The sequence below is a fragment of the Methylobacterium sp. Leaf123 genome (assembly GCF_001423405.1).
Taxonomy (GTDB): domain Bacteria; phylum Pseudomonadota; class Alphaproteobacteria; order Rhizobiales; family Beijerinckiaceae; genus Methylobacterium.
Map to the genome: position 1 here is coordinate 394,465 of NZ_LMNS01000001.1, position 21,140 is coordinate 415,604.

Here is a 21,140-nt window from a genome sequence, read left to right on the forward strand (position 1 = left end):
CGCCTTTGTCCGACCCATCGTATTCGCGAGTTGACGCGTGATTCTGTATCCGGCCATCGACCTCAAGGAAGGGCGCTGCGTCCGCCTCGTGCAAGGCGACATGGCCCAGGCCAAGGTCTTCAACGACGATCCCGCCGCGCAGGGAGCGGCCTTCGAGGCGCAGGGCTTCTCCTGGCTCCACGTGGTCGATCTCGACGGTGCCTTCGCCGGGGAGCCGCGCAACGCCGCGGCGGTCGATGCGATCCTGGCGCGCGTGACCCTGCCGGTGCAACTCGGCGGCGGCGTGCGCGAGATGCGCACCCTCGAAGGCTGGCTGGAAAAGGGTGTGAGCCGCGTCATCATCGGCACGGCCGCCGTGCGTGACCCCGCCTTCGTCCGCGAGGCGGCCCGCCGCCATCCCGGCCGCATCGCCGTCGGCATCGACGCCAAGGACGGCCGTGTGGCGGTGGAGGGCTGGGCCCAGACTTCCAGCATGACGGCGGAAGAACTCGGACGCCGCTTCGAGGATGCCGGTGTGGCCGCCATCATCTATACCGACATCGCCCGCGACGGCATCCTCAAGGGCCTCAACATCGAGATGACGCTGGCGCTCGCCTCGGCGGTCAGCATCCCGGTCATCGCCTCGGGCGGCCTCGCCTCGATCGCCGATGTCGAGCGGTTGCTGGAGCCAGACTGCGCCGTGCTGGCCGGCGCCATCACCGGCCGCGCCCTCTACGACGGGCGGATCGACCCGAAGGAGGCGCTCGCCGCCATCGCCCGTGCCAAGGGCCGTGACACGGGGAGCGCCGCGTGATCGCGACCCTCCGACCGCCGGCCCCGACAGCCTGAAGGCATTCCCGCGTGCTCAAGACCCGCATCATCCCCTGCCTCGACGTGAAGGACGGGCGCGTCGTGAAGGGCGTGCAGTTCCTCGAACTGCGCGATGCCGGCGATCCGGTGGAATCGGCCAAGGCCTACGATGCGGCCGGCGCCGACGAACTCTGCTTCCTCGACATCACCGCGAGCCACGAGGCGCGCGGCACCCTGCTCGACGTGGTGAGCCGCACAGCGGAGGCCTGCTTCATGCCGCTCACCGTCGGTGGCGGGGTGCGCACCGTGGCCGATGTGCGCACGCTCCTGCTCGCGGGGGCCGACAAGGTCGGCATCAACACCGCCGCCGTGAAGAACCCCGACTTCGTCGCCGAGGCGGCGGAGAAGTTCGGCGATCAGTGCATCGTCGTGGCGATCGACGCCAAGCGCGTCTCTGGCCCGGACGAGGCCGCGCGCTGGGAAATCTTCACCCATGGCGGCCGCAACCCGACCGGGATCGATGCGGTCGAATTCGCCCGCACGGTCTCCGAGCGGGGCGCGGGCGAACTCCTCGTCACCTCCATGGACAAGGACGGCACCCGCTCCGGCTACGACCTCGCGCTCACCCGCGCCATCGCCGACGCGGTGCGGGTGCCGGTGATCGCCTCCGGCGGTGTCGGCGGGCTCGACGACCTCGTGGCGGGCGTCCGCGACGGTGGAGCGAGCGCAGTGCTGGCCGCCTCGATCTTCCATTTCGGCCACCACACGGTCGGCGAGGCGAAGGCCCACATGGCCGCCGCCGGACTTGCGATGCGGCTCGATCCGTAACGGGTAACCGGTGGGTGTGTGCCGGCGCCCCTTGACCGGGCGCGTGAGCCTGCGCAGGGTTTAAAATGCCGGTATCCGATCAGGCGGTGCCGCATGATACGGTTTCCGCTTGCGCGCCTTATGACGAAGTTCAGCCTCGACGACCTCGCCGCCCTCGTGGACAGCCGAGCCGGCACGCCCCCCGAGACCTCCTACACCGCAAAGCTTCTCTCCGAGGGGCCGGCCAAGGCCGCCAAGAAGCTCGGCGAGGAGGCGGTCGAGGCCGTCATCGCCGCGGTGCAGGGCGACCCCAAGGCGCTCGTCTCGGAGGCGGCGGACGTGCTCTACCACCTCGTCGTGACGTTGAAGGCGGCGGGTGTGCCCCTCGACGACGTGATGACGGAGCTGGGCCGGCGCACCGCTCAGAGCGGGCTCGCCGAGAAGGCGGCGCGGAGGCACACATGATCGGCGCCCCGATCCCGTCGGCAGGGATCGAACCGGAAGAGCGCCAGAATCCGGTGACCGGCCAGGGGCCGGGCCGCCTCTCGCCCTATCGGATCTTTTCGCGGGACGAATGGGCGCAACTGCGCGCCGATGCCCCGCTGACCCTGAGCGCCGAGGATATCGGCCGCCTGCAATCGCTCAACGACCCGATCTCGATCGAAGAGGTCGTGGCGATCTACCTGCCGCTCTCCCGCCTGCTCTCGCTCTACGTTGCGGCAACCCAGGGGCTGTTCAAGGCGACGCAGCGCTTCCTGCTCGCCGACCACGACACCAAGGTGCCCTACATCATCGGCCTGGCCGGCTCGGTGGCGGTCGGTAAATCGACCACGGCGCGGGTGCTGAAGGCGCTGCTCGCCCGCTGGCCCAACACGCCGAAGGTCGATCTCATCACGACCGACGGCTTCCTTCACCCCAACGCCGAATTGCAGCGGATGGGCGCGATGGAGCGGAAGGGTTTTCCCGAGAGCTACGACAGCGCGGCGCTTCTGCGGTTCCTTGCCGACATCAAGGCCGGGCACAGGCGCGTCGCCGCCCCGGTCTATTCCCACCTCGTCTACGATGTGGTGCCCGGCGAGGAGCAGGTGATCGAATCGCCCGATATCCTCATCGTCGAGGGCCTGAACGTCCTCCAGCCGGCGCGCCTCCCGCGGGACGGCACCGCGATCCCCTTCGTCTCCGACTTCTTCGACTTCTCGATCTATCTCGATGGGCATGAGGACGACCTGCACCGCTGGTACGTCAACCGCTTCCTGCGCCTGCGCCAGACCGCCTTCCGCGATCCGCTCTCCTATTTCCGCAAATACGCCGAGGTCACCGAGACCGAGGCGCTGGAGATCGCCGACCGGCTCTGGACGACGATCAACCTGCCGAACCTGCGCGACAACATCCTGCCCACGCGGCAGCGGGCGGGCCTGATCCTGGCCAAGGGGCCGAGCCATCGCATCGAGAGCGTGGCGCTCCGGCGGTTGTAATTCCGAATGGATCGGAGCCGGGGCTCGATCCGTTCGGCCGTTGGCTGCCCGCGGAGCATGACAAGCCCCCGCTCGCGAGCGAGGGCCATCGCGTGGCGTCCGCGTCCGGCGCGGTCAGGCGGCGCGCACCGTGGCGAGGAAGTGCCCGACCTCGGCGTTGAGGTGCTCGGACTGGCGCGACAGCTCGGAGGCCGAGGCCAGCACCTGCGCGGCGGCTGCCCCCGTCTCCTCGGCCGCACCCGCCACGCCCGCGATGTTCGTCGTCACTTCGCCCGTACCGGTGGATGCCTGGGCAACGTTGCGCACGATCTCCTGGGTTGCCGCACCCTGCTCCTCCACCGCCGTCGCGATCGAGGCCGCGACGCCCGCGATCTCGCGGATGCGGGTGCCGATCCCGCCGATCGCTCCCACCGCCTGATCCGTCGAGCCCTGGATCCGGCCGATCTGGGTCGAGATCTCTTCGGTCGCCCGCGCTGTCTGATCGGCCAGCGCCTTCACCTCGGCGGCGACGACCGCGAAGCCGCGTCCCGCCTCGCCGGCGCGCGCCGCCTCGATGGTGGCGTTGAGCGCCAAGAGGTTCGTTTGCCCCGCGATCTGCGAGATCAGCGCCACCACGTCGCCGATGCGGCTGGCGGATTGGGCCAGATCCTGCACGAGCCCGGCCGTGGCGTTGGCTTCGGCGACCGCGGCTTGCGCCAGATCGGCCGAACCCGAGACCTGCCGGCTGATCTCGGCCACCGACGAGCCGAGTTCCTCGGCGGCCGCCGCCACGGTGTTGACGTTGGCCGCAGCCTGCTCGGCCGCTGCTGCCACGCTTGTGGACTGGGCGGCCGTCTGTCCGGCGGTGGCGCTCATGCTCTGAGCCGTGGCCTGCAACTCGCTGGCTGCCGCGGAGACCATGCCGACGATACCGCCGACCGCGGCCTCGAACCCGTCGGCCATCTGCCGCATGCCGGCCTTGCGCTGCTCCTCGGCCGAGGCGCGCGCAAGCGCGGTCTCCTCTTCGAGCTGGCGGGTTCGAATGAGGTTGTCGCGGAACACCTGTACGGCACCCGCCATCGCACCGATCTCGTCCCGGCGGCTGCCATAGGGGATCTCGGAGGCTGCATCGCCGCCGGCCAAGCGCCGCATCGCCCCGGTCATCCGCTCGATCGGGCGCGACACGCCCAGGAAGCAGAAGGTCATCGCGCACAGGGCGATGAAGACGGTAAGGCAGAGCATGAGCAGCGTGTTCTGCATCGCCGAAGCCTGCTCCGACCGGACGGCGGCATCGGCCTTCTTGCTGCCCACAATATTGATGTCGACGAGCTTGCGGGCTGCAGCGGAGACGGCAAGGTAGTTCGCGTACATCGACCCGCGGAAGAACGCCATGGCCTCTTCGTAGCGCTCTTTCGGAAACGCGCGAAGGCGTTCGCCATCGGCTCTCAGAAGATCAAGTTTCGATTTCAGCTCGTCATACGTCTGCTGCTCGTCCGGAGTGGCGACAAGGGATTGGTATGCGGCAACCCGTGTGTCGCGTTCGGCTGCGAACTCGACAATTTTGCTTCTGCTCTGTTCCTTCGACGCCTCATCCTCGGGCGTCATGTAGCGCGCCTGCCAGAGACGGGTCCGCAGAATGAGCGCGTTGATAGCATGGGCTTCATTGATGGACGGAATGGTATTTCCTAAAAGATCGTTCGTGACCTTAGAGATGCTGTTGATTTTGCAATAGGCAGCGGCACCCTGAAGTATGGAGACGATAAGCATCGCTGCGAAGAGGCACCCAAGGGATGCTCGAACGCTGAGTGAAATTTTTGGCATGCGTAACCCCGGTCTGGCGGCAATTTTATTGCGTGGGTAAATCAGTACGCAGAGTTAAAGGGCGGTCGTTTTGCCTGTGGTGTCGAAGACGCTCGATTCATAAGAAATGCGAAGTGGTGAATAGTTTTTAAATCCGAAGAGGATCCGAACATTCGGACTTATAATTCTCGATAAAGCGATAAATTTCTAAAATGAGGAGGCGTTGCGCCCCGGTCGTCGCGATCATCCGATGGCATCGATCCGCGATGATCGCTGCAAATGACCGGGCTCTCCCGCGCGCGTTCGGTGGGGACAAGTCCGGGGATAACGCCCCAAACGGCTCAGCTTGCCCGCAAATTGCCCCGCACTGCCTTGGGGATGCCACAACCTCGGCCGTGTTTGCGCCACATCCGGCGACGTAACTGTTGCCCATACGCCGCTGGCGCCATCACGAAGAGTGAGCGACGACAACGATGCAGGGCCGTTCGATCGGATTGACGCGGACCACCAAGATTTCCTCTCACGCGCCGCGCAAGAGCGGGCGTCCCACCCCGTCTTCCGACGCCATCACCCTCAATTCCCGGACGGGACGTGACCATGGCAGCCGCACGGCTCTGGTCCGCTCCATCCTCTCGATGACCCTGCTCGCCGGGGGGCTGAGCGCGGTTCTGCTCAATGCCGGCACGGATTTCGGGCGGGCCGAGGCCTCGACCAAGGTCTCCGACCTCGCCATGCCGAAGCCGCGCCTTCAGGCGCTCGCGCCGGAGATGCCGGTGCCGAGCGTGCTGGCCGCCTCCGACAGCTTCCACCCCGTCGGCGATCTCGACACGGAACTCGGCGCCAACACGGTTGATCGCGTCTCCTATGACTTCCTGCTCTCGCAGACCTCGACCGGCGACCCGAACGACATCCTCGAATTCGGGCCGATGAAGATCCGCCGCCACCTCGTCCAGACGATCGTCAAGGCGGCTCAGGCGGTCCAGACCGATCCGGTCCTGCTCATGGCGGTGGCCGACAAGGAATCGAGCTTCATCACCGCCGTCCAGGCCAAGACCTCCTCGGCCACCGGCCTGTTCCAGTTCATCGAGCGCACCTGGCTCGGCGTGATCCGCGATTTCGGGCCCCGATACGGGTACGAGAAGGAAGCCAGCCTGATCGTCCCGGACGGCAACGACCGGCCTTCGATTCAGGATCAGGCCGAGCGCTCCCGCATCCTCGACCTGCGCCGCGACCCCTACCTCTCGGCCGTCATGGCCGGCGAGATGCTGAAGCGCGACGCCGGGCGCATCGCCCTGAAGATCGGCCGCGAGCTGACCCTCGGCGAGGTCTACCTCGCGCACTTCCTCGGCCCGGACGACGCCGAGAGCTTCCTGTCCCAGGTCGTCGACAAGCCGACCGCCGCCGCCGCGACCCTGCTGCCCGGCCCGGCCCGGTCCAACCGGTCGATCTTCTTTGCCGGCACCACCGGAAGGGGCCGTCACCGCAAGCCCGCGAGCCTCTCGGTCGCGCAGGTGCACCAGAAGTTCGAGGCCATGATGAACGCCCGCGGCGACCGCTATCGCGACGTCCGCACCGTGGCCGGCCTCGTTGCGGTCGCCGATGCCGAGGCCGTTCAGTAGCAGTGCGGCCGCCCGCCGCGCGGCGAGCCCGCGACGGTGAAAATCTTCCTCCGACGCAACTGAGCGGCACCCGCCCGCTTTGTTGTGTTGTGGTGCGGCCCGGACGCGCAGGGGAGGATCGTTTCGCCTTGAACGACACGTTTCGAAACCGATCGCATCGAGGGCCTGCCGATAATCCGCTTCTGCCGAGCATGAAACTCGATCAGATCGGGCAGGCGCTCGCCTCCTGCTACGACAACCTCGTCGCGGAAGGCATTCCCGACCATCTCGCCGCCCTGGTTCGGCGGGTCGATCACGCCGAGCGCGCCGCGCCTGCCAAGATCGAGCGTCCGGATGCCCGCATCGCCCTCGTGGTCGAGGACGAGCGCGACACCCGCGAACTGGCCGAAAGCGTGCTGGAAGAGACCGAGATGCGCGTGATCGGCTGCGACAGCGCCGAGCGTGCCTTGAGCGTCCTGCAGGAAAGAGGCGGCGACGTCGCCCTGGTTTTCGCCGATATCCGCCTCGCGGGGGCGATGGATGGGCTTCAGCTCGCCCGGGCCATCGCCACCCTCTGGCCACGCACCCGGCTGGTCGTGACCTCCGGCGTCGAACCGGAGCACGGCGCGGCCTTGCCGGAAGGGGCGGTCTTCATCCCGAAGCCGTGGCGCGCCTTCGACGTGCTGGTCGAGGCCGAGCGGGCCACCCGCGATCCGTCGCCCCCGGTGAGCTGACCACGCGGCGTCGGGCCAGGTGATCGCTCAGGCCGCAACCGCGTCGCGCCGACGGCGCCGAGGCAGGAAGAACAGCGCCGCGCCGATCAGGCCGACGACGCCCGCGCCCAGGCCGGCATAGACGAGTTCCCGGTCGGTCCGCTCCTGATGCGCGGTGTCATCCAAGATGATGACGTTGTCACCTGCGTTCAGTGATCCCGCTTCCCCGGCGATGTATTTGATCGGCAGGCTGTCGATGGCCAATTGGTTGTCGACGATGATCTGGCCGGCAAGCGCATGCGAGATCGAAACCCCTTCGACCTTCCGCCGCAGGCCGCCGCGATCCATCCAGCTTAGGTCGAGCTTGTAATTCGTTCCGCCCCGGCGGCGCTTGACCCGTGTCGCGCTGTCGATCGTCGCCTCGCTCTCGATGCCCATGGCCATCACATCCCGCCGACGATGGCCGTCCTGCCAGCAGGCGAAAGCCAAGATCGGTCCGCCGATCGCGCAGAGAACCGTAAGCCATTTCAGCTTGCCGAGAAGCCAACCGACCATACCTTCGACCTCTTCCAATTTTCGAGGTGATCAAGCTAGGCGGGGCACTTCAGGAAATCAAACGATCCACGGGTTGTTGTGGTTCTGAGGCGACTTTGCGGCTCAAGATCAAGACGTTGAGCCGGCTCTATTGATAGAGGCCTTCGCGGAATCCCGCGGTTTTGTCGATATGCGCCGAGCCGGAGGCTGCGCCGAATCGGCGATCCCCGCGGTCGCCTCACGACGGGCCTGACACGTGGCGACGGCCCAAGCTGAAGACGATCGGTCGCCCAGCGCCCTCGTCACGGCCCGCGACCCTTCCGGATGACAGATCGAGGCAGATCACGCGCCACGCCGGGCCGGGCTCGATTCGGGAGTAACCCCATCGCGACGGCTAAGCTGATGTGAGCCGGCGCACGGCCGAGTCGTGGAAAATCCGTAAACAGCATGGAACCGACCAAGCACAGTCACGCTTGTAATGGCAAAGATTACTGCACAGGTAGGCACCTGCGATGAAGACCTTGGCATCTGTTCTCGTCGGCGCGGTCGGCGTCTGTGTTCTCGCGATGGGCGCTGCCAACGCTGCGCCCTACGATCCGTTCGGCTCCGATAACGATGATTATCAGGAGCAGTCGCAGGGCGGCTGGCCTGTCTATGACCCCTACGCCACGCAGCGTGGCTCCAGCGCCCGCGGTTATAGTCAGGGCTACGGTGAGGCCGAAGCCGCTCAGGCTCAGGTCGCACGCATTCCCCGTGAAGTCGTGGTCTACGACACCCGCTACGCGCCGGGCACGATCGTCGTCTCCACGGCCGAGCGCCGCCTCTATTACGTGATGCCGGGTGGCCAGGCCGTTCGCTACGGTGTCGGCGTCGGGCGTCCGGGCTTCACTTGGAGCGGCGTGAACAAGATCACCGCCAAGCGCGAATGGCCGGGCTGGACGCCTCCGGCAGCCATGATCGCCCGTCGTCCCGACCTGCCGCGCTATATGGCCGGCGGTATCGAGAACCCGCTCGGCGCCCGTGCGATGTATATCGGCAAGTCGGAATACCGGATCCACGGCTCCAACGAGCCGGACACGATCGGGCAGGCGGTCTCCTCAGGCTGCATCCGCATGACCAACGAGGACGTGACCGACCTCTATTCCCGCGTGAAGGTGGGGGCCACCGTCGTCGTCAACTGACGCGCCGACCCATCGAAACCTTCGAAAAGAGCCGCGCCGGTCATCCCGGCGCGGCTCTTTTCATATCCGCTCGGCGCTCGCGCATCGCGAGGGGCCGACTGCCATTGCTCTTACGGCGCGACGCGTCCGACGGCGGTCTGCGGACCGTTCAGGAACGACACCGGCATGTCGCAGAAGCAGCGAGCGCCCAGCGGGCGCGGGCCGGGGAGAGGGCAGGAGAACGGCTGCAGGCCGCTGATGCCCGATTGCACCGCATCACAATTGAGGCCCATGGCGCGGCGCGGCGGGCCGCCGAAGTCGCGGTCGCGATAGGCCCGTGCGCGGGGCGGCGGCGCATCGTAGCCGTCGTCGTAATATTGTGCCTGGGCGGGCGCGAGGCTTCCGGCCGCGACGGCGATCAGGGCTGCGAGGCCGAGAGTACGAACGGGACGCATCGTGTCCAAAACCTCCGCTGGGCCGCCTCAAACGGAGCCGGCGAGGTGGGGAGCCTTGCGGGGTCCGGGCGGCGGAAAAGAGGCGGAGCCGGAGACCACTTGACTCGATAAGCCCTGGGGCCAAGCCCCGAAACGAGGACGGCCCACCCCGTAAGGAGCGGGCCGTCGGCCTTACGTGCACTCCGAACCGAGGTTCGGAGGGTGCGTTAGGAGTTGGCTTTCTGCGCGTCGTTGGCATTCTCGCGGGCCGTCTCGACGCCCTGCTCGTAGGCCTGGCGGGCGTCGGCAGCACCCTGCTGCATGACACTCTTGGCGTTCTCGGCGCTCTGCTGAAATGCGCTCTGGGCGAGGCCACCGAACTCCTTGGCCTGCGCCTGGATCGCCGCGAACTGCGCGCGCACGAACTCGGCCTGATGCTGCATGGCCTCCTGCACGTCGCGCGAACGCACGAGCTTCTGCGCCAGATCGAACGCGGCGTTGACGTTCTGCTCAGCGTACTCGAAGCCGCGCGAGGAGATGCTCGTGGCGTTGCTGCGGGCGAGATCGGTCGAGCCCTGGACGGTGTCCGCGGTGCGGCGGGCCGCGCCGATGAACGAATCGAACGCCTTGCGGGCCTGCTCGACGCTCTTCTCGGCGAAGTCGCGCATTTCGGTCGGGACTTCGTAATTGGGGGTGTTTGTCACGTCTCTCTCCTGTGTTCGCATCGAGCGCTCGTTGTGCGGCGCACAATGTGCACTGCACAATAGCGCGGGGGTAACCTTTTTGCCAGCCCCGGGGGACCAATTAAGGTTACCAGTTGATAAACGTGTGTCGGCAGGCTTCAGTGTCCACGTCCGGCCGCAGTTAAGTTACACAGGGCTCAGGTGTTCATGCCCCGAACGACCGGCGACAGGGCGATGAAGGGGTTCATGACCAGGGTTCGGATGTCGGACCGCGCAGTGCAGGCTTCCTATCCGGGTGACGATGCGGCCGTTCGCGCCGCGTTGGCGCGCTGGAGAGACGACGCATCGATCGCGCATCTCGTTCGCGAGGGCAGCGCTCTGCTCGTTCTCGACGAGGCGGCCGAGCGCATCCTTTACGCTGCCGGTGCGGCGCTCCCGCTGCGCGCGGGCGTTGCCGCTTCGGACGGCGCTATCCTGCCTGCGCTTCGCCTGTCCGAGCAGATCCGCCGCGCCGGTGCCCTGGGCGCGCGGCCTCGCATGATCCGCTTGCGCTTCGATCCCCGCGGGGTCGCGCCGCCTGTGGTCGCCCTCGCCGCGCGGGTCGAGCTGGGAGAGGGGCATCCGGTCCTGCTCCTCGCTCCGATCGGCGCCTTGCCGGCCTTGCGGCCGTTCGACAATGGGCCCGCCAAGGCCGATCCGCCCCCCGAGGCTGCGATCCCGGCCGTCGCCCAGCCCGAGGCTCCGCCACCATCCCCGGCGCCGGAGGTAGAGACCGAGCCGGCGGAACTGCCGATTCGTGTGATCTGGCGCAGCGATGCCGCGGGCGTGCTGACCCTTGTCTCGCGGACCCATCCCGACCTTGCCGAAGCTCTGTCCGGCCGCTTCTGGGACATGCTCGCGACCGACGGTGTGATCGAGGGCGCGGCGCTGACGGAGGCGCTGGCGGGCCGGCGCACCTTCCGGGCCCTGCCGCTCCTGGTGCGCGGTCGTGCCTACGAGCATACGCTCGAAATCTCAGGCGCTCCTGCCGGCCGTGCGACGGCGGATTTCTCCGGCTTCGGCGGCTTCGCGATCCTCGGCGAGCGGCACGCCCGCGTGATGGAGAGCGCGGTCGAGGATGAGGACGACGAACCGGAGGCCCCGCAGGAAGAGCCGCCGGTCGATGAGGCGGAGGCGGAAGCCGGCCTGTCGGTGAACGAGCATGCCGCCTTCCGCGAAGTCGCGCGCGTTCTCGGATTGCGGTTCGCCCCCGACGAAGACGCGGACGACGCGGCGCCGATGCCCGCGCGCCCCGAATCCGCGCCGAGCGGCTCGGTGATGCCGTTCCCGGTCCCGCAGGGCCGACTTTCGGAGGGCGAGACGCGCTCGCGTTTCGCCCTCACCGAGCTGCTCGAAAGCTTGCCGCTCGGCGTGCTCGTCTACCGCGGCAGCGAGATGCTGTTTGCCAGCCGCACCTTCCTCGATCTCACCGGCTACGCGGATCTGCCGGCCCTGCGTCAGGCGGGTCTGGCGCATCTCTTTCGCGGCCTGCCACCCAGGGACCGGGAGATCATCGGGCCGGTGCCCTTCGCGCGGCCCGAGGGCGGCACGGTGGCACTCCTCGTCGATCGGGCCGGCCTCGTCTGGGAGGGGGTGCCGGCGGAAATCTGCCTTGCGCGGGCGATGCCTACGGCCGGCGATGTCCAGCTCCCCGCCGTTCCGGCCAATGCGGCGCGGCTGCGGGCGGAGAAGGTGCTGGATAGCCTGGAGGAGGGCGTCGTCACCCTCGATGCCGAGGGCCGGGTCGTCGGTCTGAACCCCAGCGCGGCCGAACTCGTCCACGCCCATCCCAAGGAAATCGTGGGCGGGCGCTTCGCCGATCTGTTCGCGCCCGAGAGCCTGTCGGCGCTGGAAACCGCCGTCACCGATTCCCGCCGCTCGGGCACGAGCGAGATCCACGGCGTGACCGTGCGCACCGGGGCGGCAGCCTTGCGCCTGCGCATCGCCCGGCTGCTCGGGGAGGACGCGCCGGGCTATTGCGCCAGCCTGCGCGAGATCCGCGACGAGGACGCGACGCCTCCGGCTCCGGTTGCGGAAGCCGTGCGGCGGAGCGAGCCCGAGGTGGAGGGCGCCTGGAAGGCCAACGCGCTCGCGCGGGTGAGCCGCGAGATCCGCCCGTCGCTCAATGCGATCCTCGGCCTCACCGACATGATGCTCTCCGACCGGTTCGACCGGGCGGATGCCGAACGTCTGGAGGCCTATTTGCGCGAGGTGCGCCTTTCCGGCGGCCGGATCGCCAGCCTTATCGACGATTTGCGCGATCTTGCCGAGATTCAGGCCGGCCGCGGCAAGCTCACCTTCGCCGACCTCGCGCTGAACGATCTCGTCGCCTCCTGCATCGCCGTGCAGCAGCCGCAGGCGGCGCGCGACCGCATCGTCCTGCGCACCAGCCTCGCCCCCAACCTGCCGGCGATGAAGGCCGACGAGCGTTCGATCCGGCAGGCGGCGCTGACCGTGCTCGGAAACGCGATCCGCGTGACGGAGGCCGGCGGTCAGGTGATCGTCTCGACCACGCTGGCCGAGCGGGGCGAGGTCGCCCTGCGTGTGCGCGACACCGGCACCGGCATGACCGAGGACGAACTGATGAGCGCGCTGGAGCCGTTCGGGGCCGATCTCGGCCCGGCTCCGGAGGGCGACGAGAAGGGGTTCGGTCTGACCCTGACCAAGGCGCTCGTGGAGGCCAATCGCGGACGTTTCCGCATCAGCAGCCGCAAGGACGAGGGCACCCTCGTCGAAATGCTGTTTCCGGCCGCCTGACCTGCCGGAACGCCGACGGGAACCGCGGCGGCGCCCGCCTAATTCCCATGACACGACAAGCGTTTCCCGGACTTGCTGCGGAAGGCGCTTGGTCTGTGTGACGCCTCCAATGAATTACTGTGCAACTCGATTGCGCAAAACTGCCGAACTGGACTTTTTGGTGCTTGCCGGGTGTATTCAACTGCGCTTAAGAGTTCTGAGGAAGCCCCGGCTGCGCGGACCTTCGCGATACGATCGGGCACCGGCAGGGAAGAATCCAAATGAGCGAGAAGGTCATCGACGTTCAGGATGCCTGGCGGGACCGGGCTCTGATCGATGAAGCCAAGTACAAGGAAATGTACGCGGCCTCCGTTTCTGATCCTGAGGCGTTCTGGGGCGAGCACGGCAAGCGGATCGACTGGTCGACGCCCTTCAGCAAAGTCAAGAATACGAGCTTCGCGGCCGGCGATGTATCGATCAAATGGTTCGAAGACGGCAAGACCAACGTCGCACTAAATTGCATCGACCGGCACCTCGAGACCCGCGGCGACCAGACCGCGATCATCTGGGAGGGCGACGATCCCAACGAGTCGAAGCACATCACCTACCGGCAGTTGCACGCCGAAGTGTGCCGGATGGCCAACGTCCTGCGTAATCGCGGCGTCGGCAAGGGTGACCGCGTCACGCTTTACCTTCCGATGATCCCCGAGGCCGCCTACGCGATGCTGGCCTGCGCGCGTCTGGGCGCCATCCACGCCATCGTCTTCGGCGGTTTCTCACCCGACTCGCTGGCGAGCCGGATCAAGGGCTGCGGCTCGAAGCTCGTCATCACCGCCGACGAGGGCCTGCGCGGCGGGCGCAAGGTGCCGCTCAAGGCCAATGTGGACGAGGCGATCAAGCGCCTCGACAAGGATCTCGTGGACCACGTGATCGTGGTGAAGCGCACGGGCGGCAATGTGGCGATGGAGCCGGGCCGCGACGTCTACTACCACGAGGCCGCCGAGCAGGTGACCGACGAGTGCCCTGCCGAGGCCGTCGAGGCCGAGCACCCGCTCTTCATCCTCTACACCTCGGGCTCGACGGGCCAGCCGAAGGGCGTGGTGCACACCACCGGCGGCTACCTCGTCTACGCGTCGATGACCCACCAATACGTCTTCGATTACCACGACGGCGACGTCTACTGGTGCACGGCCGATGTGGGTTGGGTCACGGGCCACAGCTACATCGTCTATGGTCCGCTCGCGAACGGCGCGACCACGCTGATGTTCGAGGGCATCCCCACTTATCCGTCGAACTCCCGCTTCTGGGAGGTGATCGACAAGCACAAGGTCAACATCTTCTACACCGCGCCGACCGCGATCCGCTCGCTCATGGGCGGCGGCGAGGGCCCGGTGAAGAAGACCTCGCGCCAATCCCTGCGGGTGCTGGGTTCGGTCGGCGAGCCGATCAACCCGGAGGCCTGGGACTGGTACTACCGCGTCGTCGGCGATTCCCGCTGCTCGATCGTCGATACGTGGTGGCAGACCGAGACCGGCGGCATCCTCATCACCCCGCTGCCGGGGGCGACGCGGCTGAAGCCCGGCTCCGCCACGCTCCCCTTCTTCGGCGTGCAGCCGGTGATGGTCGATGCCGAGGGCAAGGTGCTGGACGGCGCCTGCGAGGGCAACCTCTGCATCAAGGACAGTTGGCCCGGCCAGATGCGCACGGTCTACGGCGACCACGAGCGCTTCGAGCAGACCTACTTCTCGACCTACAAGGATCTCTACTTCACCGGTGACGGGGCCCGTCGCGACGCGGACGGCTATTACTGGATCACCGGCCGCGTCGACGATGTCATCAACGTCTCCGGTCACCGCATGGGTACGGCGGAGGTCGAATCCTCCCTCGTGGCCCATCCGAAGGTCTCGGAAGCTGCGGTCGTCGGCTATCCGCACAACGTGAAGGGCCAGGGCATCTACGCCTACGTCACCCTCAATGAGGGTGAGGAGGGCACGGACGAGCTGCGCAAGGAGCTGGTCACCTGGGTCCGCAAGGATATCGGCCCGATCGCCTCGCCCGATCTGCTTCAGTTCGCGCCGGGTTTGCCCAAGACCCGCTCCGGCAAGATCATGCGCCGCATCCTGCGCAAGATCGCCGAGGACGATTTCGGCTCGCTCGGCGACACCTCGACCCTGGCCGAACCGGCCGTGGTCGATGACCTGATCGAGAACCGCCAGAACCGCTCGGCCTGAGCGCAACATGACAGCGCCCGCCGCCTCGTAGGGCGGGCGCCGTTCCGGGCACGGCCCCGATGCCTGGAATTCACGGTCCCGGTCGCCCGCTTCGGGCGGTCCGGTGCCGATTTCGACCGGAGCGGACGCCAACGCTTCCGGTGTCCCCATCACAGAACAAGCAGCCGATCACCCGGCCCCAAGGCCGCGGTGAAACAGGATCGCGCGGGAGGAGATTGATGAGTAGCATCCAGACGGTGAGGCCGTCCGCCACGTCGGACGCCCGCACCCTGCACGGGGCAGGCGCCCTCGACATGCCCGAGCCCGATCAGCGGCTCGACCGGATCGCCGAACACCCGATCTTCAAGACGCTGGTTCACGAGCGCACGCGCTTCGGCTGGATCCTCACCGGCCTGATGCTGGTGGTCTATTTCGGCTTCATCGGCCTCATCGCCTTCGACAAGGCGCTGCTCGCGACGAAGGTCGGCGGCACGGCTTCGCTCGGTTTCTACATGGGCATGTTCGTCATCGTCTTCGCCTTCATCCTCACGGGCATCTACGTCGCCCGCGCCAACACCCGCTACGACCGGCTCTCGGCCGAACTCATCCGGAGCCTCGCGAAATGATCCGTCCCATTTCCCGATCCGTAGCGCTCCTCGGCGCGAGCCTCGCGCTCGGCGCCGGTTCGGCGCTGGCCGCCGGCCCCGATATGGGCGCCGTGCAGCAGCAGGCCACGAACTGGCCCGCGATCTTCATGTTCCTGTTCTTCGTGCTGTTCACCCTCGGGATCACCTACCGGGCGGCGAAGGGATCGAAGTCGGCGGCCGACTTCTACGCGGCCGGCGGCGGCATCTCCGCCCGCACGAACTCGCTCGCGATCGCCGGCGACTACATGTCGGCGGCGTCCTTCCTCGGCATCTCCGGCCTAGTCTATTCCTCGGGCTTCGACGGCCTGATCTACTCGACGGGCTTTCTCGTCGGCTGGCCGATCGTGCTGTTCCTGATCGCCGAGCGCCTGCGCAACCTCGGCAAGTTCACCTTCGCCGACGTGGCGAGCTTCCGCCTCGATCAGACCTCGATCCGCATCATCTCGGCGACCGGCACCCTTGTCGTGGTGGCGTTCTACCTGATCGCGCAGATGGTCGGCGCCGGTAAGCTGATCCAGCTCCTGTTCGGCCTGCCCTACCTCTACGCGGTGGTGATCGTCGGCGCACTGATGATCATCTACGTCGCCTTCGGCGGCATGAAGGCGACGACCTGGGTGCAGGTCATCAAGGCCTGCCTGCTTCTGGGCGGCGCGACCTTCATGGCCGGCGCCGTGCTCTACAAATACGGCTTCAGCCCGGAGAAGCTGTTCGCCGCCGCCGTGCAGACGCATCCGAAGGGCGATTCCATCATGGCGCCCGGCGGCCTCGTCACGAACCCGATCGACTCGATCTCGCTAGGCGTCGGCCTGATGTTCGGCACGGCGGGCCTGCCGCACATCCTGATGCGCTTCTTCACGGTGTCGGACGCGCAAGCCGCGCGGAAGTCGGTGTTCTACGCCACCGGTCTGATCGGCTACTTCTACATCCTCACCTTCATCATCGGCTTCGGCGGCATCGCCCTGCTGATGTCCGACCCGAGCTACTTCAAGCTCGGCGCTGACGGCGCGGCCTACGACAAGATCAAGGACATGGTCGGTGGCACCAACATGGTGGCCGTGAACCTCGCCAACGCGGTGGGTGGGCCGTACTTCCTCGGCTTCATCTCGGCGGTGGCCTTCGCGACCATCCTCGCGGTGGTGGCGGGCCTGACGCTCGCCGGCGCCTCGGCGATCAGCCACGATCTCTACGCCCAGGTCTTCGCCCGCGGCCGCACCACGGAGAAGGCGGAAGTGAACCTCTCCAAGTTCTCCGCCGTCGGCATCGGTATCGTCGCGATCTATCTCGGCTACGTGTTCGAGAACCAGAACGTCGCCTTCATGGTCGGCCTCGCCTTCTCGGTGGCGGCGAGCTGCAACTTCCCGGTCCTGGCCATGTCGATCCTCTGGCGCGGCACCACGACCGGGGGTGCGCTCATCGGCGGCCTCGTTGGGCTCGTGGCGGCGGTGGTCATGGTGGTGCTGTCCGATGCGGTCTGGGTGAAGACCTTCGGCTATCCGGCCGCTCTGTTCCCCTATGCCAACCCGGCCCTGTTCTCGATGCCGCTCGCCTTCCTGACGATCTGGGGCATCTCGACCATCGACCGGACCCGCCGGGGCAACCGTGAGCGTGCCGCCTTCGACGCACAGTTCGTGCGTTCGGAGACCGGCATCGGAGCCTCGGGGGCGCACGCCCACTGACGGTCCAACCCTCGCGCGCCGGTCCGGATCGGCGCGCGAGATCGCTCCCGCGGGCAGCGCACTCCAAAACACCGATGAGGCGCGTCTCCTCCCGGTGAGACAAAAAAGGCCCCGCCTTCCAGCGGGGCCTTCTTTTTGGTCGATGCGGTCGGGTCAGTGCCGGAAGTGGCGCACGCCGGTGAACACCATGGCGAGCCCGGCCTCGTCGGCGGCCTGGATCACCTCGTCGTCGCGCATCGAGCCGCCGGGCTGGATCACGGCGGTGGCACCGGCCTCGGCGGCGGCGAGCAGGCCGTCGGCGAAGGGGAAGAAGGCGTCGGAGGCCACCGCCGAACCCTTGGCGAGGCTCTCGGACAGCCCCAGGCGCTGCGCCGCTTCCGCCGCCTTGCGTGCGGCGGTGATCGAGGAATCCACCCGCGACATCTGGCCGGCGCCGATGCCGACCGTGGCGCCGCCCTTGGCGTAGACGATGGCATTCGACTTCACGTGCTTGGCCACCCGATAGGCGAAGCGCATGTCGGCGAGTTCCGCCTCGCTCGGGGCACGCTTCGTCACGACCTTCAGGTCCATGTCGTCGACGCTCAAAGCATCCCGGCCCTGGACCAAGAAGCCGCCCGCCACGGTGCGGATGACCTCGCCCTTCGCCCGCGGATCGGCGAGGCCGCCTGCCAGCAGCAGCCGCAGGTTCTTCTTGGCGCCGACGATGGCAAGCGCCTCCTCGGAGGCATCGGGGGCGATGATGACCTCGGTGAAGATTTCGACGATCTTTCTCGCCGCCTCGGCGTCGAGCGTCCGGTTGAGGGCGACGATGCCGCCGAAGGCCGAGGTCGGGTCGCAGGCCAGCGCCTGCTCATAGGCCGCCAGCAGATCCGGGCCTTCCGCAACGCCGCAGGGGTTGGCGTGCTTGATGATCGCCACCGCCGCCGTGCGGGCCGGGTCGAATTCGGCGACGCATTCATAGGCCGCGTCGGTGTCGTTGAGATTGTTGTAGGAAAGCTCCTTGCCCTGGACCTGACGGGCGGTGGCGATGCCGGGGCGCAGGGTGCCGGGCAGGCGGTAGAAGGCGGCCGACTGGTGCGGGTTCTCGCCGTAGCGCAGGCTCTGGGCGAGCGTCCCGCCAAGCGCCTTGAAGGTCGGGGCCTTATCGCGTCCCTCGACCTCGGCGAGCCAGTTGGCGATCGCCGCGTCGTAGGAGGCGGTGCGTGAGAACGCCTTCTGCGCGAGCCGGCGGCGGGTCACGGCGGTGAGGTTGCCGTCATGCTCCGCGAGTTCGGCGAGGATGGCCGCGTAGTCCAAGACATCGACCACCACGGCCACGTCGGCATGGTTCTTGGCCGCCGCGCGGATCATCGCCGGGCCGCCAACATCGATGTTTTCGACGCAATCGTCGTAGGCCTTGCCGGCCTTCAGCGTTTCCTCGAACGGGTAGAGGTTGACCACGAGCAGGTCGATCGCGCCGATGCCGTGGGCGGCCAAAGCCGCCTGATGCTCGGGGTTGTCGCGCACCGCGAGCAAGCCGCCATGAACCGCCGGATGCAGGGTCTTCACCCGGCCGTCCATCATCTCGGGGAAACGAGTCAGCTCGGACACTTCCCGGACGGCGAGCCCGGCTTCGGTCAGCGCGCGGTGGGTGCCGCCCGTCGAGACCAGCTCGACGCCGCGCTGGCTCAGCGCCGCAGCGAAGTCCGTGAGCCCGGTCTTGTCCGAAACGGAAAGGAGGGCGCGGGTGACCCGGATCTGGTCGCGCGGCATCGGTATCGCCTGTGTCATTAGTGAAGGAATTGGCGCGCGCGGTAGCACAGAACCGGCCGGGGCGGCCAGTTGAAGCGGACGTTGTCCGGCTACAGAGGCGCTTGTTTCAACCGCTACACTTAAGAGCCGCGTTGGACCGAGCGGCATGGACGCCGTCGTTGGGGGTCTTCCGTGCATCCGGCGGCCGCGCGCCGCTCCGCAATTGCGGGGCAGTCGGCGATGAGCCGGGGTCATCGCCGCCTGGAATCAGATCTGCTCGATCTGCCAGCGCACCGACGCCTCGTCGTCCACCGTCAAGTGCAGGACGATCTGCGCGGTCCGCCGCGCGCCGACGACGCCCGCGAAGTAGACGCTCTCCTCGATCGCCGCGGTCGCGCCCTCCACCGTGAAGCGCCATCGCTCCCCGGTCGGCAAGCCCAGCAACACGCTGCCGTCGTCCTGAGGCTGCGTCGCCACCGCGGTGTGGAGGTGGAAGCGTACCGCCACCGGCTGGGGCTGCGAGCGCGGGCGCTTGCTCTCACGCCGGAACGCGTCCTCGCCCGCCAGCCGCACCGGGCCGTCGGAGAGGCGCCAGCGGCGCTCGTGCAGGATGCCGAATTCGGTGACGTAGCCGTCATGGCGCGCGGCGAGGACCGCGGCGCCGTTCTCCGTGCGCCGCTCGACCGCGACCGGACCGGGGCCGCGCAGGACTACGGGGCCGCGGCGATACAGCAGCCAGCGGGCGGCGATCCGGCTGATCCACCAATCCTCCGGCTCGTCGAGGAAGCGGCAGGAGGAGGTGTCGGCGACCGTCGCCGTCGAGTGGGCGGCGGTGCTTCGCGCCGCGCGGCGCAACTCGCCGCCGCTCGCGGGACTGCCGCAATTGACGACGATGCGCTGCGCCCCGCTCGTCAGCTCGAAGGAGAGGCAGCCGGCCCCGGCCTCGCGCGACTGGTCCATCGGCGGCGGCGCGCCGACATCGCAGACGAGCACGACCCGGCCCAATTCGAGCCGGGCGTAGCCGGAATGAGAGGCGTACATCAGCGGTTCGGTGCCGGCCCCGTCATAGACCAGCAGGGTGGCGAGATGGTCGGCCGCCGTCACGCCCATGCCGTTGAAATGGCTGAGCGAGGCATCGCCGTGCCGCAGCAGGCGTAGCGCCGGCAGCATCCGATCGACGGCGCGCAGCAGCGCCTCCGGCGGATCGACGCTGCGGCTGAGGAAGCTCTGGCGCAGGGGCAGCAGATCGAGCAGCAGCTCCATGGCGAAGCGCGGATCGCGGGACCGGTGGCCGCCATCCGGCAGGATCTGCGCTTCGAGTTCACGCACGAGGATGCGGGTGGCCCGGCGCAGGATCGGCTCGATCCCCTCGCAGCACAAACCGGCATAGGTCAGCGCCACCGCCGCCAGCAGGCGCGATTGCGGCGGTGACGAGCGCCGCAGCGAGCGCTCCAGTTCCCGCGCGCCCTTGCCCACGGCCTTGAGGAAGGCCTGGTAGAAGGCGTGGTCGGCCCCCTCCAGCACCAGCGGCGACTGGCACAGGAACGAGATCAGCCGGCGTGAGGCGACCGGCACCGGGCTGGCACGCGCCGCCTCGCCGCGTCCGCTCATGAAATCCGAGACGAAGGCGCGGGCATTGGCCCGGGCCAGCGCCGTGTCGGCGGCGCGCAGGTGGCGCAGCCAACCGAAGCCGTAGAGCGCGTCCGCCCATTCGGGGGAGGGGGGATCGTAGTCGAAGGGCGAGCGTCCGCTCACCACCAGCGAGCGGCCGGCGAAGACGAACAGGCCGGAATAGATGTCGTCGGCGAGCGAGGCGTCGCTGGTCCGCAGGTCGTGCGGCGCGATCACAAGGCCGGTCACCCGCGCGCGGGTGAGGATCTCGGGCCGCGCCGTGAGCTGTGCCGTCCGCTCGCGAACCGCGCGGACGATCTCGTGACCGAGCAGGCGGTAGAGCTGCCAGCGTTCGGGGCCCCTGCCCAAGCCGTATCCTCCGAGCCTTCGAGACGGGCCGTACGGGTCGCCGCCCGGACCCGCACGATGGGGCATCCGGCAGGCGGCTTCGGCCAAGCTTATGCCTGTCCTCTTAACCGCCCTTTAACGCTGTGTCGTCCTCGCGGGGCCCGGCATCC

17 protein-coding genes are annotated in these 21,140 nt (G+C 67.9%); 11 read left to right on the forward strand and 6 right to left on the reverse strand.

The window, feature by feature from the left end:
* Positions 1–37: 37 nt before the first annotated feature.
* The 4 genes from hisA (at position 38) to coaA (ending at position 3,071) form a co-directional block, all read left to right on the forward strand.
* Complete coding sequence (gene hisA / locus ASF53_RS01600; RefSeq protein WP_056192752.1) at positions 38–793, forward strand: 1-(5-phosphoribosyl)-5-[(5-phosphoribosylamino)methylideneamino]imidazole-4-carboxamide isomerase; 756 nt, start codon at positions 38–40, stop codon at positions 791–793.
* A gap of 47 nt (positions 794–840) precedes the next feature.
* Positions 841–1,617: an imidazole glycerol phosphate synthase subunit HisF gene (gene hisF, locus ASF53_RS01605; RefSeq protein WP_056192755.1), complete on the forward strand. Its 777-nt coding sequence runs from the start codon at positions 841–843 to the stop codon at positions 1,615–1,617.
* Positions 1,618–1,737: 120 nt separating this feature from the next.
* Complete coding sequence (locus ASF53_RS01610; protein ID WP_056192759.1) at positions 1,738–2,061, forward strand: phosphoribosyl-ATP diphosphatase; 324 nt, start codon at positions 1,738–1,740, stop codon at positions 2,059–2,061.
* Positions 2,058–3,071 (forward strand): type I pantothenate kinase, encoded by a 1,014-nt coding sequence (coaA, locus tag ASF53_RS01615; RefSeq protein WP_056192762.1) that lies wholly within the window; start codon positions 2,058–2,060, stop codon positions 3,069–3,071. The genes ASF53_RS01610 and coaA overlap by 4 nt, the downstream gene beginning before the upstream one ends.
* A gap of 114 nt (positions 3,072–3,185) precedes the next feature.
* Here the strand turns inward: coaA and ASF53_RS01620 are convergent, their stop codons facing one another.
* The gene (locus ASF53_RS01620) at positions 3,186–4,871 is read right to left on the reverse strand and encodes a HAMP domain-containing methyl-accepting chemotaxis protein (RefSeq protein ID WP_082482275.1); all 1,686 of its coding nucleotides are present in this window, start codon (positions 4,869–4,871) and stop codon (positions 3,186–3,188) included.
* Between the two features lie 452 nt (positions 4,872–5,323).
* On the opposite strand from ASF53_RS01620, the gene ASF53_RS01625 reads away from it, so the two are divergent.
* Positions 5,324–6,469 carry a transglycosylase SLT domain-containing protein gene (locus ASF53_RS01625; RefSeq protein WP_056192765.1) on the forward strand — a complete coding sequence of 382 codons (1,146 nt, stop codon included), beginning with the start codon at positions 5,324–5,326 and terminating at the stop codon, positions 6,467–6,469.
* Positions 6,470–6,660: 191 nt separating this feature from the next.
* A complete protein-coding gene (locus tag ASF53_RS01630; protein ID WP_056192768.1) occupies positions 6,661–7,182 on the forward strand; it encodes a response regulator in 522 nt (173 codons plus the stop codon).
* A gap of 27 nt (positions 7,183–7,209) precedes the next feature.
* Here ASF53_RS01630 and ASF53_RS01635 read toward each other — a convergent pair whose 3' ends face one another.
* Positions 7,210–7,734, reverse strand: coding sequence for a hypothetical protein (locus ASF53_RS01635; protein ID WP_156635319.1), 525 nt, complete (start codon positions 7,732–7,734; stop codon positions 7,210–7,212).
* Positions 7,735–8,207: 473 nt separating this feature from the next.
* On the opposite strand from ASF53_RS01635, the gene ASF53_RS01640 reads away from it, so the two are divergent.
* The gene (locus tag ASF53_RS01640; RefSeq protein WP_056192774.1) at positions 8,208–8,876 is read left to right on the forward strand and encodes a L,D-transpeptidase; all 669 of its coding nucleotides are present in this window, start codon (positions 8,208–8,210) and stop codon (positions 8,874–8,876) included.
* 110 nt (positions 8,877–8,986) lie between these two features.
* Here the strand turns inward: ASF53_RS01640 and ASF53_RS01645 are convergent, their stop codons facing one another.
* Complete coding sequence (locus tag ASF53_RS01645) at positions 8,987–9,310, reverse strand: hypothetical protein (RefSeq protein WP_056193837.1); 324 nt, start codon at positions 9,308–9,310, stop codon at positions 8,987–8,989.
* Between the two features lie 206 nt (positions 9,311–9,516).
* Complete coding sequence (locus tag ASF53_RS01650) at positions 9,517–9,993, reverse strand: phasin (protein WP_056192777.1); 477 nt, start codon at positions 9,991–9,993, stop codon at positions 9,517–9,519.
* Between the two features lie 240 nt (positions 9,994–10,233).
* Between ASF53_RS01650 and ASF53_RS01655 the strand changes: the two genes are divergently transcribed.
* From ASF53_RS01655 to ASF53_RS01670, 4 genes are all read left to right on the forward strand, one after another.
* Positions 10,234–12,768: a PAS domain-containing sensor histidine kinase gene (locus ASF53_RS01655; RefSeq protein WP_056192780.1), complete on the forward strand. Its 2,535-nt coding sequence runs from the start codon at positions 10,234–10,236 to the stop codon at positions 12,766–12,768.
* A 260-nt stretch (positions 12,769–13,028) separates the two neighbouring features.
* Entirely contained in the window at positions 13,029–14,978 is a 1,950-nt protein-coding gene (acs, locus tag ASF53_RS01660; RefSeq protein ID WP_056192783.1) for an acetate--CoA ligase, read from the forward strand.
* A 218-nt stretch (positions 14,979–15,196) separates the two neighbouring features.
* Complete coding sequence (locus tag ASF53_RS01665; protein WP_082482276.1) at positions 15,197–15,583, forward strand: DUF485 domain-containing protein; 387 nt, start codon at positions 15,197–15,199, stop codon at positions 15,581–15,583.
* The gene (locus ASF53_RS01670) at positions 15,580–17,280 is read left to right on the forward strand and encodes a cation acetate symporter (protein ID WP_056192784.1); all 1,701 of its coding nucleotides are present in this window, start codon (positions 15,580–15,582) and stop codon (positions 17,278–17,280) included. The genes ASF53_RS01665 and ASF53_RS01670 overlap by 4 nt, the downstream gene beginning before the upstream one ends.
* A gap of 153 nt (positions 17,281–17,433) precedes the next feature.
* On the opposite strand, the gene purH is transcribed toward ASF53_RS01670, so the two are convergent.
* Positions 17,434–19,032 carry a bifunctional phosphoribosylaminoimidazolecarboxamide formyltransferase/IMP cyclohydrolase gene (gene purH / locus ASF53_RS01675; protein WP_056192788.1) on the reverse strand — a complete coding sequence of 533 codons (1,599 nt, stop codon included), beginning with the start codon at positions 19,030–19,032 and terminating at the stop codon, positions 17,434–17,436.
* A gap of 246 nt (positions 19,033–19,278) precedes the next feature.
* Positions 19,279–20,991 (reverse strand): heparinase II/III family protein, encoded by a 1,713-nt coding sequence (locus ASF53_RS01680; protein WP_056192792.1) that lies wholly within the window; start codon positions 20,989–20,991, stop codon positions 19,279–19,281.
* Between the last annotated feature and the right edge of the window lie 149 nt (positions 20,992–21,140).

Coding starts and splice junctions, on each gene's coding strand:
- ASF53_RS01610 (WP_056192759.1), top strand. CDS start 1,738: ATGACGAAGTTCAGCCTCGACGACCTCGCCGCCCTCGTGGACAGCCGA.
- coaA (WP_056192762.1), top strand. CDS start 2,058: ATGATCGGCGCCCCGATCCCGTCGGCAGGGATCGAACCGGAAGAGCGC.
- ASF53_RS01620 (WP_082482275.1), bottom strand. CDS start 4,871: ATGCCAAAAATTTCACTCAGCGTTCGAGCATCCCTTGGGTGCCTCTTC.
- ASF53_RS01625 (WP_056192765.1), top strand. CDS start 5,324: ATGCAGGGCCGTTCGATCGGATTGACGCGGACCACCAAGATTTCCTCT.
- ASF53_RS01630 (WP_056192768.1), top strand. CDS start 6,661: ATGAAACTCGATCAGATCGGGCAGGCGCTCGCCTCCTGCTACGACAAC.
- ASF53_RS01640 (WP_056192774.1), top strand. CDS start 8,208: ATGAAGACCTTGGCATCTGTTCTCGTCGGCGCGGTCGGCGTCTGTGTT.
- ASF53_RS01645 (WP_056193837.1), bottom strand. CDS start 9,310: ATGCGTCCCGTTCGTACTCTCGGCCTCGCAGCCCTGATCGCCGTCGCG.
- ASF53_RS01655 (WP_056192780.1), top strand. CDS start 10,234: ATGTCGGACCGCGCAGTGCAGGCTTCCTATCCGGGTGACGATGCGGCC.
- acs (WP_056192783.1), top strand. CDS start 13,029: ATGAGCGAGAAGGTCATCGACGTTCAGGATGCCTGGCGGGACCGGGCT.
- ASF53_RS01665 (WP_082482276.1), top strand. CDS start 15,197: ATGAGTAGCATCCAGACGGTGAGGCCGTCCGCCACGTCGGACGCCCGC.
- ASF53_RS01670 (WP_056192784.1), top strand. CDS start 15,580: ATGATCCGTCCCATTTCCCGATCCGTAGCGCTCCTCGGCGCGAGCCTC.
- purH (WP_056192788.1), bottom strand. CDS start 19,032: ATGCCGCGCGACCAGATCCGGGTCACCCGCGCCCTCCTTTCCGTTTCG.